The following is a 14,639-nucleotide window of genomic DNA, read 5'->3' on the forward strand; positions in this document are numbered from 1 at the left end:
CAGCCCACAGGAAGAAGCAACCATGAAAAACCAACAGTTCCTTGACGTTATCTATACCCATACGGAAGGCGAGCCAACCTGCATCGTGCATGCTGGCATTCCCTACCCGTATGGCAGCAACATTCTATCCAAACGCGCTTATTTGAAAGAGCATCACGACCATGTCCGCACTAGCCTGATGCGTGAGCCCCGCGGCCACCAGCACATGTTTGGTGTTTTTCTAACCCCACCTTCCGATGAGCATCATGACGCTGGCATGCTATGGATGGATGGCGAACAGTTCGTCGACATGTGTGGTCACGGCACCATAGCCCTTTCCATGGCGATGGTTTCTCACCGCTTGGCGCCACCAGCACAAGAAGACGGCATGACACGCATCCGTTTTGAAACTACCGCTGGCACCGTCGTCTCGGAGGTCAAAGCCGATGCCGACAAAGTGCATTGGACTCGCTTTGAAAATGTGCCCGCCTTCGTGATGGAGCAGGACATTCCTGTTGACGTTCCGGGGCTGGGTACACTAAAGGCTGACCTGGTATTTGGTGGCAACTTCTTCGCTATCATTCGCATTCCATCTGACAAGCAACCCATCTGCCCCGAAAATGGCAGTTATTTTTCGATGGCGGGAGAGACGGTCAAGGCAGAATTGAATAAACGCATGACGATTCGTCACCCCGTACATGCTCACATCAATGGTCTAAATTTCGTTACGTTCTGGCATGAGGGAACGCAGCCAGATTCACTTTACCGCAACGTCCATGTGTTCTCAGGCGGCAAGCTGGATCGCTCGCCTGGTGGCACTGGAACCAGCGCCATGATGGCCATGTTTCACGCACGAAATGAACTGGAAGAGAACAAGGAAATCTACTCGGAAGGCCTGCTGGGAAGCGGCCGTTTCACGGGCAAAATATTGGGTAAAACCGAAATTGGTGGTTATTCTGCCATTCGTCCAAGCGTGCAAGGTACCGCTGAACTGATCGGTTATGCCAAATGGCTGATTGATGAGAGAGACCCCGTGGGTCGCGGCTTTATGATTGGTTAACGCGATCTCCCCCCTAAGTCGTTCTCAGGGGGGAGATAAACGCACTACCCTCTTACTGCCAAGCCCGCGTCTTCGACGGGCTCCTCTTGCAACTCCTCGCCTTCACTACGGGCTATCACGGAGGTGCCGACCAAGTCGCCTGTCACGTTCAGCGCAGTACACCCCATTCCCACCAGTGCATCGATAGCGGTGAGCAACGCGACGGTTTCAATTGGCAGGCCCACCTGAGCAAACACCGTGGCAATCATTATGATACCGGCCCCCGGCACCCCTGCCGTGCCCACCGACACTAGCGTGCCGATCAACACTATTTGCACCATGCTGATGAAATCCAGCGGTGCACCAATCACGTTGGCGGCAAACACCGCCGAGATGGCGATACGAATCGCCGCTCCATCCATATTTAAAGTAGCCCCTAACGGCAGACTAAAACCATAGATGCTTTTGGGAATTCCTAAGCGGTGGGCAGCATTAACCGTTAGCGGTAACGTACCCGAGCTACTCTGGGTAGCAAACGCCGTGGCCATTGGCGTACGGGCTTCGCGAAAAAAGGTGCGCAGCTTCACGCCAAACAGCCGCATGATGCCGCAATAAATCAGCAGCTGGGTTGCCAGGGCGATATAAAGCACAATCACCATATCGCCCAATGAGAGCAGCGTTGCCAACCCCTGCTGACTCACCGTTTCGGCGACAATCGCAAACACGCCGATGGGCACGTAGTGCAATACCCCCGACATCACTTTTAGAGTGACCTCGTTTAGCGCTTCAATCACCCCATAAAGGCGTTCCCCCATGGCATGCTGGCGCTCCGACTGGCGCATTTTTAGCAGCGCGATGCCAAACACCAGCGCCGTAAAAATAATGCCCAACATGTTGAGTTCGGCAAACGCACCAATAATATTATCCGGCACTATATTCAGCAGCGTATCGACAACGCCTGGATTCTCGGGCACCGAGAAACTGGCACTCTCATCCAACGTCATACCGCTGCCGGGACTAAACAACGTGGCAACCGCTAAGCCCACCATGATCGCCAGCGCTGAAGAGGTAAGGTAATAACCAAACACCTTGCCGCCCACGCGGCCAGCTCTTCCCTCCCGGGACTGATTCACCCCCACCATCAGCGTAAACAGTACAATGGGGACAATCAGAAAAGTAAGCAGCCGTAGCAGCAGGTCACCCAGCGGCGCTAGCCAGGCAGCCACTGTCTCACCACCAATAAGCCCAACGACAACGCCCAGAACAAGCGCAACAGTGACGCGTAAAATCAACGATGCCTGAGCATAGGCCTTCCATATACGAGTCATTTGCGTCCCTACAGATTTGAAGAAGTTGGTAGGTCTAATTTGATAAGCGTACATCACACTCTATTAGTGTGGCACAGCGATATCTACCAGGTGAGTAGGCGGCAATAAATCAAGGCTTGCCTTCATGGTACGCACCTCCTCTGCTGGTGGGCGGCCAAAGAAGCGCTTGAATTCACGACTAAACTGGGAGGGGCTTTCATAGCCCACTCGGCTAGCGGCCGCGGCAGCCGTCAACCCATCACGTATCATTAACAGCCGAGCATGGTGCAAGCGGGTGGATTTAATGTACTGGATAGGTGAGGTCTGGGTGACCGCCTTGAAGTGTACGTGAAAGGCTGGCGCACTCATGCCAGCTTCATTCGCCAGGCTTGCTACTTCCAGCGCATCGGCATAGTTAGCATGAATACGGTTGAGCGCCTTAGCAATTTTACCAAATTGCCCATAATGGGAGAGCGCTGTTCGAACACTGCCGCCCTGCTCTCCCGTCAATACCCGATAGCAGATCTCCCTAACAATAAAAGGGGCAAGAATATGCGCATCCGTTGGTGAGGTAAGCGCATTCAATAAACGTAATGTCGCATCTGCCAGCGGCTCTTCCAGCGGGCTTGAAAGCATGCCGCGCGGCGCCTCAAACCCATACTCGCCTGACGCCTCCAACATCGTCACCAATTCGGCGATTACTACCGCATCCAGGCGGATAGCAATACCCAGCATTGGCTCGTCAGGGCTGGCTTCTGTTTCCGAAGTAAACGGCAAGGGTACTGATAGCACCAAATAGCGCTGCGCATCGTAGATATACACCTCATCTCCCAAATAGCCACGCTTTCGGCCTTGGCAGATGATGACGATACTCGGCTCGTAGAGCACAGAGGTGTTTTTAAGCGGGCGGTTAGAACGCATAAAGCGTACGCCGTCCAGTAACGACTGGGTATATCCCTCGTGTGGTGCGAGTTGGTATAAGCATTCGACGATATTGCTGTAAACCACAGAATCGCTCTTCAGTGTCATGTTAACCACCTTGGTCATGCGTGCCGCACCTGAATCAACCCTAAGAGCCAATAACACCATAAGAGCAATATACATGCTGTGTTGCTTGTCTCGCCGCCCACCTTTAACAAACAAATAGGATTAGGCAAGCATGCAATAGGATTGCCTATACAGATGCCTGCCGCAGCAGCTTAATCTTCTCCGGGTACCCACTACCCTGAGGATTATCCAATGACTGCTTTATCAACCTCGTCTTCCAAAGTCGTTTTATTGACCGGTGCCAGCAGCGGCATCGGTGAAGCCACTGCTCGCTGGCTTGCAGGTCAAGGGCACCGTTTGATTATTGGCGCACGCCGAACTGACCGATTGGAAGCATTGACCCAATCACTTCGCGAAGAAGGAGGCGTAGTGGATTTTCAAGCGCTGGATGTCACCGACCTTCAGGACATGCAGTCGTTTGCAGATTTCGCGATCAATACCCACGGCCGCATAGATGTGATCGTCAACAACGCAGGCGTTATGCCGCTATCACCGTTAGCAGCACTTAAGGTAGATGAGTGGAATCGTATGATTGATGTCAACATTCGCGGTGTACTCAATGGTATCGCCGCTGTTCTGCCTACTATGGAGGCCCAGGAAAGTGGCCAGGTGATCAACATCTCCTCCATCGGTGGCCTCACTGTTATGCCCACCGCAGCAGTCTACTGCGCCACTAAATATGCGGTGCGCGCTATTTCCGATGGGCTACGTCAGGAAACCGACAAGATCCGCGTGACCTGTGTCTACCCCGGGGTAGTGGAATCAGAGCTGGCCAATACCATCACCGACTCTGAAACCGCAAAGGCAATCGACCTTTTCCGCCAAATTGCCCTCAAGCCCGAAGCGATCGCCTCCGCCATTGCGCATGCCATCAACCAGCCCGATGACGTGGATACCAGCGATATCGTCGTACGGCCTACGGCGAGTCACTAACTGCGCGTCAGGTGCTGTCCGAGCTTTTGGCCAAACGTAAACATTAGCACGAGCGATATTCATGTAAGAAAACAAGCTTCCCATTTACTGGAAACGTGCCCTGATGGTCGCTGGCATTATCACTATTTTCCAGCGACCACCTCTAATAGAGGCTCTCACTGCGCCCCATAGGCAAGACAATCCAGAAAGGCTTTGACACGCGCTACAATTCATGACAATGTAGCGCCAGTTGGTTAGCAAGCAAGCATGGTTTCAGAAGTGTACGAAAAAGATTTAGAAATGTACGAGATAGACGTGTACAAAATCTTTCGGCAAGACTGTAATTGTATTCCTTGTTTTATCCGCTATTAATCTGGGTGATACCAGGAACTTTACAAAGCGCTTTGCGCGAAAGGATTTTTACTATGTCTACTGGCACAGTTAAGTGGTTCAACGATACTAAAGGCTTCGGTTTTATTGCTCCTTCTGACGGCGGCGATGACCTGTTTGCCCATTTCTCTGAAATTCAAGCAGACGGCTTCAAAACCCTGCAAGAAGGCGCTAACGTTTCCTTTGACGTTACCCAGGGTAAGAAAGGCCTTCAAGCTTCAAACATCAAGCAAATTTCCTAAGCCCTAGCGCTTAAGAATTTGCTCGAACCTTCTAAGGTTCGAATAACAAGGCCCGCTTATGCGGGCCTTGTTGCGTTTGGGCATATTAAAACTGCGCGTTTAGAGCAGACTAAAGGGAAGCTGCGTTTGCACTACCCTTCTATATTCGCATGTACATCACTATTCGCACATCCACCGTCACCACCAGCACCTCAAGTGCCGCTGCGCGATCACGCCCCTCAGGGCTGGTTCGGTAAAGATGCGGCGTCATCGCCAACAGATCGGCAATTTCCTCACTTCCATTTAGTGCAATTGAGTAGCTTACCCTCTCGCTGCCATGGTGAATAAAGCCATCGGGCACTACCGTCTCACTCGCACGTTCAGCTTTTAACGTGGGGTAGATAATCTCCCGCAGCTCCCTCAAGTGATTAGGCCCCGCTTCAACCTGCAGTAGTACGCCACCGGTTTTCAACACACGAGCAAACTCGCTTACCACTGGAAAGCCAAACATACACAGCACGCTATCCAACGTTCCCGTCTGCACCGGCAAGTGTGCATTACTCCCCACGACCCAGCTGCTTAGCGGTGCCTGCTTAGCATCCTGTTTTGCTGCGGCCAATACCGCCCATTTAGAGATATCCAGCCCCATCAGTGAAAGTGGCTGCGCGTTAGTCGCCGCGTCAGCTAATTGGCGAAGGTAATAACCTTCACCGCAGCCCGCATCCAGGCAGCTAAAAGGCAGTCTGTCTGCCTTTTGAACCTCGGCATGGCCCAACACAGCATGACTGACTGCCTCCGCAATGGGTTGATAGTACCCCGCGTTAAGAAAACGCTGGCGAGCAGCTACCATCGCCTTGCTATCACCCGGATCGTGGGAACGCTTTTGCTGCACAGGTAGTAAATTAACGTAGCCCTGCTTAGCAATATCAAAGCTGTGACCATCAGAGCATCGCCAAACACTATCCGACCAACTGAGTGGTTTTCCGTCTAGCGGGCACGCCAGTGCTTGAAAAGGGGTGATGCTCATATCGGTGTCTTCGCAAAGGTAGATGGGTGCATGCGTTTAGCGAGTCACCAGAATGATGCCAACTAAAATAACGCCACCGCCGATTATAAAATTAATACTCAGCGGCTCATTGAGCAGTAGTGTACCAAACAGAATACCGAAAAGCGGCGCCAAGAAAGAAAACACGCCTAACTGCGAAGCGCGGTAGCGGCGCAGCAAGGTAAACCATAACAGCAGCGCAGCAAACGAAATGATCAGCGTCTGAAAACCAAGGCTGGCTAACGCCATTGGGGTAAACTGCGCGCTCATTAGCTGCCCGGATATAGCCGCCACCGGCAGGAGCAACAACGCCGTCACGCTCAGTTGATAGCTCAGAGTGAGCTCTGCTGGCGCCTCAGAAAGCGAAGTCTTGCGGATCACGACGGTCGTGGCCGCCCATGAGAGGCCAGCGAGCAAGCCCAGCGTATCCCCAATAAGAATCTCGGTGCTGTAAGCACCGCTTGGCGCCATGGCAACCACCATTCCCAGAAATGCCAAGCCAACGCCCCACCACTGGCGAATGGAGAGCTGCTCGCCAGGTACCCAAAGATGCAAACCCAGGGCAGCGAAGATGGGCGCAGTATACAGAAAGACCGACATGTGGGACGCCAAGGTATAGGTTAATCCCCAGGCGATAAAAGCGAACTCAGCCGCAAATCCCAGGCCCACCAGCAACCCAGGGCCCCAATGATGCCCCACATCCGCCCAGCGAATACCGCGCCAAGAAGCCAGCCCGCCGACCAGACACACCGCCAAAGCTGAGCGCAGGGCCATCTGCACCACGGGTGAGATATCCTCAGCCACACCCTTGATCGCCACCTGCTGAAAACCCAACACCAGGCAAAATAGCAGCATCAACGATGCTGCCGTTGCGTCCACTGACTTTCGCTGCGATCGACCAACCATGCAGACAGTGTGGTTGGTGGAGGCTATTCTTTGATTACTCATTGCGGGCTCCTATAACATATAGGTGCCCATTGCAGCAGTAGGCGTCATTGCATACAAACGATTACTTATCGGATCTAGGCTTAGGAAAACTCACGCTATGAGAATAGAAAGGCTACCGCTGAATGCACTACGCGCATTTGCCGAGGCCGTGCGCGAAAATAGCTTCAAAGCCGCCGCTTATCGCCTCGGGGTGACGCCTGGCGCCGTTAGCCGACAGGTCAAACAGTTGGAAGGCCACTTAGGCGTGGTGCTGTTTGAGCGTCATGCCAATGGGGTATGCGTTACCGAAGCAGGCCGGGTACTGGCTGAAGATGTGCAGGCAGGCCTTTTGCGCATCGCCAGCGGTGTACAGAACGTCACCGAGCGCTCAGAAGAGGCTTTTCGATTGTTACTGAGTGCACCGCCCTCCTTTCTACAACTCTGGCTACTCCCCCGCTTACCCCGCTTTGAAGCTAATGAACGGCAAATAGAAATCTCTCTGGATGCCGAGGCGCGCTTAACGCCACCGCTGTGGTTGCCCAACAGGGCACGCTTATCATTGCGCTATGGCCAGGGCCCTTGGCCCGGTGTCACCAGCCTACGCCTGTTTGAAGACACGTTATTTCCGGTTTGTTCGCCCTCTCTATTAGCGCAGGCAAACATGCAAACCCCCGACGATTTGCTGGCACAGACACTGCTCACCGTGGATTGGTGTAGCCACGCAGGCCACCCCATTCCAAGCTGGAGCGATTGGTTTAAAAGCGCTGGGGTAGCGCTAACCAAGATGCCCAACCAGCGGCAATACTCGCTTTACAGCTTGGCTCTCGATCAGGCCATTGCCGGGCAAGGCGTGGTACTCGCCAGCTACCCACTGGTGGCTGACCGGCTAGCGAGCGGTGTATTGGTACGCCCTTTTGCGGAGCAGTATCCTCTCGCTTCTCCATTCGCCTACGAACTGATTCTACCTAGTAATGGAGAAGCGCCACCGGCGGTAGCTCGATTCACGGAGTGGCTTGAGCACGAAGCTGCCAGCTTTCGTGATACATCACTATAGCGGTGGCAGTCTCAACCTTTATTTCATCTACCTTCTTACTTAACCCTCACGCTTATAGCCTTGGAACAGCCCATACTGCCACTGCCGTACCGCCAGCACCGAGGTCGTGCCAAACCGCTGATGAATGGGTAGCCCACTCTCTCGTTCGCATAGCGCATGAAACTCTTTCGCCAAGCGTTGCATGGTCTGCTGCCATTCAGCATTTCCCGCAGGGGATAATAGTCCGTTAAGGACAATGAGTTTTTCGCTGTCACTATCAAAACGGGAACGGAAAAACTCGTTAGCGATATGCTGCTGAAAGAAACGCTGGATTGGCCCATCCGCTCGCCAGCGGAAATTAGCAGCGACCCGCCGCCGGATCCGGTTATCGGGAAGTAGCTCTATCAGCGTAAGCCGCTCAAGCTTCAGTAACTGCCGGATACACTCTGCTTCACTTAGCTGGTACTGGTGATGAATTTCGTCGAAGCTATAGCCATTGATGACGCAGACAGCCACCAGAAACAGCTCACGGTCATCCACAATACTCTGCTCTTGGGCATGGGTTAGCTCCTGCAAACGCTGCTCGTCCGCTTGCATGGTCTGCACCAGCTCGGCGAATTCGATATTTAGCTGGTCGCAGATGCACTCTAACCGCGATAGCGTAAAGTGCTTCTCTGCGAACAGGCGCTTCACGGAGGCCTCGCTCAGTGCCAACCACTGAGCAACATCGGCATAGGTTTTACCCTGAGCGCGGAGCTGGCGCTTCAGCGTTTCAATCAGCGAATCGGCTTGGGACATTGAAATCTCATCAGTGAAATGAAAGAACAGACAACATAAAAGTAGCAAATAACGATACCAACCAGCACCCATAACACAACTTTGTGCAAATGAGTTGCAACCAGTAAGCCTCACAGAGAAAGTGCTACGACTTCCAGGGATTAAGAAGGCTAAACAACGATGCATCGACTACTGCACTTGAAGGGCGCTTTGCCCTATTTGATCGCTATTTTTCTCAATGCCTTTGTGGATCTAGGCCACAAGATCGTCATTCAGAACACGATCTTCAAAAGTTACGATGGCGAAGCACAGGTCGTGCTCACTGCACTGGTCAACGGACTTATCCTACTGCCGTTTATTTTACTGTTCAGCCCGGCGGGCCATGTAGCTGACAGCTACCCCAAGGTACGCATTCTGCGTACATCGGCCTGGGCCGCCGTCGTGGTCTCACTGGGCATCACCGCCGCTTACTACCAGGGCTGGTTCTGGTTGGCTTTTTCCATGACGCTGCTGCTGGCGATTCAATCAGCCTTTTACTCGCCGGCCAAATACGGTCTGGTAAAAGGGCTATTCGGCAAGCCGCGCTTGGCGGAAGCCAACGGGCTGATCCAGGCCGTCACGATTGGAGCCATTCTGGCGGGCACCGTGGCGTTTACCGCGCTGTTTGAAACCTGGATTACCCCTGACGATCAAACCCCAGCGCAGCTGTTGCGCCAAATAGCCCCTCTGGGCTGGCTGCTGGTGCTCAATAGCGCCATCCAGATGGTGGCGCTTTACCGCCTTCCGCTTGATAACACCACTCGGTCAGATATACCGCTGACCTGGCAGCGCTACATCAAGGGTGCTGCCTTGAAAGACAACCTGAGGATTATCGCTCGCCAGCCTGTCATCAGGCTCTCCATTATCGGCCTTGCCACCTTTTGGTCAGTGGGCCAAGTACTGCTGGCGGCTTTTCCCGCTTATGCCAAAGATGCCCTGAGTATCGATAACACCTTAGTGCTTCAGGGAATTCTCGCCGCTAGCGGCATCGGAATTGCACTTGGCTCGCTATTCGCCAGCAAACTTTCCCACAACCGTATTGAAACCGGCTTGATCCCCGTAGGCGCTATTGGGGTGGCCGTGGGTTTATGGTGCTTGCCGCTGTTGACCACACCCGTTGGCCAAGCGCTGAACTTTGTGTTCATCGGCATCATGGGTGGGCTGTTCATCGTGCCGCTCAATGCGCTGATTCAGTTTCACGCCGCCGACAACGAGCTAGGCACCGTACTGGCCGCTAATAACTGGATTCAAAACATCGCCATGCTGGGCTTTTTGGTGCTCACGGCGCTGTTCGCGTTGGCGGGAGTGAATAGCCACTACCTGCTGCTACTTATCGCTACCGTGGCCATGGTGGGCGGTGGTTACACCATTGTTAAGCTACCCCAAAGCTTGGTGCGCTTTCTGTTGAGCTTCCTGCTGACACGCCGCTATCGCGTAGACGTCCATGGCTTGCAGAACCTGCCCGCCCAGGGCGGCGTGCTGCTATTGGGCAACCATATCAGTTGGGTGGATTGGGCCATGGTACAGATCGCCAGCCCTCGACCGGTGCGTTTCGTGATGCTCAGATCGGTTTACCAGCGTTGGTACCTGCGCTGGTTCTTCAAAGCCTTGGGCTGTATTCCCATCGAGCGTGGCAGCGGTGCCGAAAAGGCCCTAGCCGGTGTTGCTGAACAGCTCAACGCAGGCGAAGTGGTGTGCCTGTTTCCTGAAGGGGCGATCAGCCGCACTGGTCAACTGGGCGAATTCCGCCGCGGTTACGAGCGTGCCTGTGACATGGCAAATCCAGACGTCAAAATTGTGCCCTTCTACCTGCGAGGCCTGTGGGGCAGCCAGTTCTCCCGATCTTCCAGCAAGCTTAAAGAGCTGCGCAATGCGCCTCTGCACCGCTCGGTAGTGGTCGCCTTTGGCAAGCCGCTGCCCAAGGACACCCCCGCCGATGTGCTCAAACGACGTATTTTTGAGCAGGCTACCCGCTCTTGGCAGCGGGCCATGGGCGAGCTCCCGAGCCTGCCTAACGCCTGGATTCAAAGCGTTAAGCGCCGCCCTAGCGACCTTGCCCTGGCCGATACGCTGGGCCGCCCACTCAGCGCAAGCCAAGCGTTCACTGCCAGCCTGCTGATGGCAAAACGACTTCGCAAGCTCAACCCAGGGCAGAACGTTGGCCTACTGCTACCTACCAGCAGTGCCGGGGCTATCGCCAATATGGCCACGCTGCTAGCGGGTAAAACGGTGGTGAATCTTAATTACACCGCCGACCACGAGGCGCTGACCTCTGCCCTTTCCCAGGCGGAAATCGCTACCGTCTTCACCTCACAGCGCTTTGTGAAGAAGCTCGAGCAGCGCGGGCTCGACGTTAGCCAATTGCTTAGCGAGAAGCAGGTGGTCTTTTTAGAAGACCTGCAGACCACGATTGGCCATGCCGAGCGTTTGAGCACTTGGCTTGCCGTGCGCTTATTACCCACGTGGCTACTGCAGCGCTGCTTCTGCCACGGCCATGATGCCGATGCCACCGCCGCCATCCTTTTCTCTAGCGGCAGCGAAGGCGAGCCCAAAGGCATAATGCTCAGCCACCGCAACCTGATGGCCAATATCAAACAGACCTCTGACGTACTTAACACCCAGAGCAACGACGTGGTAATGGGCTCACTCCCGCTGTTTCACGCCTTTGGCCTTACGGTCACCCAACTGCTGCCGCTAATTGAAGGGCTGCCGCTGGTGTGCCACCCCGACCCCACCGATGCTCCTGGCATTGCGGGCGCGATTGCCAAGCACAAAGCCACTATTATGTTCGGCACCTCCAGCTTTTTAAGGCTGTTTGTACGTAGCTCAAAAGTGCATCCGTTAATGCTGGAAAGCTTGAGAGTGGTGGTTGCCGGGGCGGAAAAACTCGACGACAACGTACGCACCAGCTTTGCGCTGAAATTCCACAAGCCCATTTACGAAGGCTACGGCGCCACCGAAATCGCCCCCGTTGCGTCAGTGAATCTTCCCGATGCCATGGGCGTTCACTATCAGCAAGTGCAGCGTGGCAGCAAGCCAGGCACCGTGGGTATGCCGCTGCCCGGCACCAGCTTCAAAATCGTCGACCCGAAGAGCTTTGAAGAACTGCCCACCGGCGAGGCAGGCATGATATTGATCAGCGGCCCGCAGATCATGCAGGGCTACCTCAATGACGCCAAGCCCACGGCCAAGGCGCTCCACGAGGCCGATGGCCACCGCTGGTACATCACAGGAGATAAAGGCTTTATCGACGAAGACGGCTTTTTAACCTTGATTGACCGCTACGCCCGCTTCGCCAAGATCGGCGGCGAAATGATCAGCCTCAGCGCCGTTGAAGCGGCAGTTAAAGCGGCCTTGGAGAATACAGACACGGCGTTGATGGCGGTTAGCATCCCCGATAGCCGCAAAGGCGAGCGCATTGTGCTGCTGTCAGAAACAGCACTAGACGCCAACACCGTTAAGGCCGCCATGCTCGCCAACGGTACATCCTCAATGATGATCCCCAGCCACTGGTTGACGGTGGAGACCATTCCGCATCTTGGCTCTGGAAAAGCGGATTTTGCAGGGGCGAAACGTTTGGCCCAAGCACTAATAGAGGAAGAACTGAAGCATTAAAAGCTAGTGTTGGAGTGAGATACTGTACAGCAAAGCCCAAACTCAATATGCGCTGTGCAGTATCGAGCTCTTCTTAATAAATCAGTTCTAAAATCAGCAGGCCGCTTAGCTTAGCCATTGCTCAATCAGCAGCATGACTTCATACCTGATATTACATCTTCAGCGCCACTTGACCTCAAGTTAACTTTAGGTTTTAGGCTACCTTAGTCGGAAAAAAACCACTGGAGCTCTTATGCGCTTATTCAGAGTCGTTAGTAAAACTATTTGGGATCAAACTCAGCAACTTGGCTATGTACCCCGCTGCGGAAACGATCATAAGCTCGACTGCGTTCATTTGAATGTTGAAGAAGCTGTTCTTTTTATCGCCAACAAATACTTCGTCTATGCAGAAGCACCGTTGGTGTTAGAGATTGATGATGCGCTATTTAACGACCGTATTGAGTGGTTGCCACCCAGTGATGAGCAGCCCTGGCTGCAACCGAGAGCGCATATCGACAACCTGCCCCAAGCAGCCATCATCACCGCCATACCTCTTAGCTACCGAGATGGGCTTTTTGGATGGAAAAATGAGGAACAGTGACTTACAGGTGTTTTGAAAAGAAATCTAGCAGCAGCCCATAGTGCTTATTCTGCCCTGAGCTACTAGGTATATGATCTTCACCTTCGTAGTAGTGAACTTCTGGGGAGCGGCCATGCTCGCGCAGGCGTTGTTCCAGGCGTTTGGTCATTTCCACCGACCACATTCGGTCTTTGGTGCCATGGGAAAGTAGTAGCGGCCCAGGGTAGCGTTCGATTTCGATCGGCGTGGTCGGTAGCAAGCTTTCGTGACTGTCACGCCATGTCCAGGCGCGTTTGCTGACGTCCCAGGCTTGCCAGCCTGGATCCCCTACATCGCGAAAACTACGTGCATCAAAGGCCCCGCACACAACATCCGGCGGGCTATGCGCAGCGATGGCATCAGGTGCGCCCTTGATCTTATCTCTTGCCATTAGGGAAGCGAGCAATAACGCATGCTCGGCACCGCGTGAAATACCATAAAGCCCTACCCGCTCATCAGCGAACTGGAATTCTCGTAGGGCTTTAAATGCCTCCACGCTGCGATCCAGTGGGTAATCGATAATATGCCCCGCATTCCATGCATTACCGCCGCTTGAGTAGCCATAAGGGAACGCCAAGAAGCCATGGGCGGCGAATAGCATCGCATCACGATGGCTCCACCCCGCCCATGCGCCTTCAGAACCATGCAACAACATGACGGCTGGAAAAGAGTCATGGCCCGGTGGGCCATAAGTAACGCCCCAGCCGGGTAGCAAACGCTGCACAATATTTAACGACATTTAGACAACCACTCATTCACCATAAATTTCTCTGCCATCACCATGCTATTCATTTCGAATTTATGCGATGCCGTGCCCCAGCATCGTATAAAGTTTAACTAGCATAGTAGCTAAAAATGACGCTTCCATCGCATTAGAATATTATGGATCATTAGACTTTAGCCGACACCCAGGATATTACTATGCACCAGCCAATCGCTGTTTTCGACGCTGGCATTGGTAGCTATGCCATTGTTGCCGAGATACATAAGCGCCTTCCCAAACAGGATATTGTTTATTTCGCTGATCGGGCGAGCTTTCCTTATGGGAGCAAAGGGCGTGAAGAGCTACTCGCTGTCATGCATCGCACACTGCGTTTTCTTGAGGGCTATGCACCCTCTGCCATCGTCATCGCATCGAACGCACCGTCTATCATGGTGCTGGATGACGTTCGCCAAAGCACCTTGGTGCGATTGTTCGGCGTCTACCCGCCCATCGAAGAAGCACTCGCTATGTCGGCGAGCGGCAAGATCGGCATCATGGGGGTGCATTCACTCATCGAAAGCTCGCCGCTCAAGCAGTTCATAGCTCGCCATGCACCCCACCCGGAGAATGTCAGCCTGATCAATGCTTCGTCCATGGTGGAGCTTGTCGAGAATGGCTCCTTTCTCTTCGACCCAAAAGCGACGCAGAAAGCGGTCACTGCTTTTATCGACAGCGTCTTCCGGCAGCACCCCGATATCGACACGCTGACACTTTCCAGCACGCATTTACCATGGCTTCGCTCCTTCTTCGAAGCGGCGAGACCCAGTTGCCGATTCCTCGACCCCGCCGAATCGATTGTCGCTGGATTAGGCGATGGCACGCCGGGCACAGGCCAAATTCAAGGTCTGGTGACAGAAAGCGAGGCCTATGATGTTGAGACATTCCGACGTATGTTGCAGCAGTTCGGCGTCGATATACCGCTAGAGGTAGTCTAAGCGCCATAAGGC

General features: G+C 53.8%; 13 protein-coding genes. 7 read left to right on the forward strand and 6 right to left on the reverse strand.

All coding sequences use genetic code 11. From position 1 onward, the window contains the following. Positions 1–22: 22 nt before the first annotated feature. Positions 23–1,039, forward strand: coding sequence for a proline racemase family protein (locus K7H09_RS11455; protein WP_141439820.1), 1,017 nt, complete (start codon positions 23–25; stop codon positions 1,037–1,039). 44 nt (positions 1,040–1,083) lie between these two features. On the opposite strand, the gene K7H09_RS11460 is transcribed toward K7H09_RS11455, so the two are convergent. Both K7H09_RS11460 and K7H09_RS11465 read right to left on the reverse strand, forming a co-directional pair. Beyond that, complete coding sequence (locus K7H09_RS11460; RefSeq protein WP_230804671.1) at positions 1,084–2,346, reverse strand: dicarboxylate/amino acid:cation symporter; 1,263 nt, start codon at positions 2,344–2,346, stop codon at positions 1,084–1,086. Between the two features lie 63 nt (positions 2,347–2,409). Then, the gene (locus tag K7H09_RS11465) at positions 2,410–3,354 is read right to left on the reverse strand and encodes an AraC family transcriptional regulator (RefSeq protein ID WP_027957206.1); all 945 of its coding nucleotides are present in this window, start codon (positions 3,352–3,354) and stop codon (positions 2,410–2,412) included. Between the two features lie 210 nt (positions 3,355–3,564). Here K7H09_RS11465 and K7H09_RS11470 point away from each other — a divergent pair, with 210 nt between their 5' ends. Together K7H09_RS11470 and K7H09_RS11475 are read left to right on the forward strand one after the other, a co-directional pair. Then, positions 3,565–4,305 carry an SDR family oxidoreductase gene (locus tag K7H09_RS11470; protein ID WP_141439822.1) on the forward strand — a complete coding sequence of 247 codons (741 nt, stop codon included), beginning with the start codon at positions 3,565–3,567 and terminating at the stop codon, positions 4,303–4,305. A gap of 404 nt (positions 4,306–4,709) precedes the next feature. Next, a complete protein-coding gene (locus tag K7H09_RS11475) occupies positions 4,710–4,916 on the forward strand; it encodes a cold-shock protein (protein ID WP_007111402.1) in 207 nt (68 codons plus the stop codon). Positions 4,917–5,055: 139 nt separating this feature from the next. Here K7H09_RS11475 and K7H09_RS11480 read toward each other — a convergent pair whose 3' ends face one another. Beyond that, positions 5,056–5,922, reverse strand: coding sequence for a putative RNA methyltransferase (locus K7H09_RS11480; RefSeq protein ID WP_141439823.1), 867 nt, complete (start codon positions 5,920–5,922; stop codon positions 5,056–5,058). A 36-nt stretch (positions 5,923–5,958) separates the two neighbouring features. Further along, complete coding sequence (locus K7H09_RS11485) at positions 5,959–6,888, reverse strand: DMT family transporter (RefSeq protein WP_141439824.1); 930 nt, start codon at positions 6,886–6,888, stop codon at positions 5,959–5,961. 97 nt (positions 6,889–6,985) lie between these two features. Here K7H09_RS11485 and K7H09_RS11490 point away from each other — a divergent pair, with 97 nt between their 5' ends. Continuing rightward, entirely contained in the window at positions 6,986–7,921 is a 936-nt protein-coding gene (locus K7H09_RS11490) for a LysR substrate-binding domain-containing protein (protein WP_138799706.1), read from the forward strand. A gap of 39 nt (positions 7,922–7,960) precedes the next feature. Here the strand turns inward: K7H09_RS11490 and K7H09_RS11495 are convergent, their stop codons facing one another. Then, positions 7,961–8,698: a helix-turn-helix domain-containing protein gene (locus K7H09_RS11495; RefSeq protein WP_141439825.1), complete on the reverse strand. Its 738-nt coding sequence runs from the start codon at positions 8,696–8,698 to the stop codon at positions 7,961–7,963. A 159-nt stretch (positions 8,699–8,857) separates the two neighbouring features. Here K7H09_RS11495 and K7H09_RS11500 point away from each other — a divergent pair, with 159 nt between their 5' ends. Together K7H09_RS11500 and K7H09_RS11505 are read left to right on the forward strand one after the other, a co-directional pair. Further along, positions 8,858–12,331 (forward strand): acyl-[ACP]--phospholipid O-acyltransferase, encoded by a 3,474-nt coding sequence (locus tag K7H09_RS11500; RefSeq protein WP_141439826.1) that lies wholly within the window; start codon positions 8,858–8,860, stop codon positions 12,329–12,331. Between the two features lie 232 nt (positions 12,332–12,563). Further along, positions 12,564–12,911, forward strand: coding sequence for a DUF952 domain-containing protein (locus K7H09_RS11505; protein WP_039858901.1), 348 nt, complete (start codon positions 12,564–12,566; stop codon positions 12,909–12,911). Between the two features lies 1 nt (position 12,912). On the opposite strand, the gene K7H09_RS11510 is transcribed toward K7H09_RS11505, so the two are convergent. Further along, on the reverse strand, positions 12,913–13,668 hold the full coding sequence (locus K7H09_RS11510) for an alpha/beta hydrolase family protein (RefSeq protein ID WP_041157703.1): 756 nt from the start codon (positions 13,666–13,668) through the stop codon (positions 12,913–12,915). Between the two features lie 182 nt (positions 13,669–13,850). Between K7H09_RS11510 and K7H09_RS11515 the strand changes: the two genes are divergently transcribed. Then, complete coding sequence (locus K7H09_RS11515; RefSeq protein WP_141439828.1) at positions 13,851–14,627, forward strand: glutamate racemase; 777 nt, start codon at positions 13,851–13,853, stop codon at positions 14,625–14,627. Positions 14,628–14,639: the final 12 nt, after the last annotated feature.

The sequence above is a fragment of the Halomonas sp. IOP_14 genome, assembly GCF_021021315.1.
GTDB lineage: Bacteria > Pseudomonadota > Gammaproteobacteria > Pseudomonadales > Halomonadaceae > Vreelandella > Vreelandella titanicae.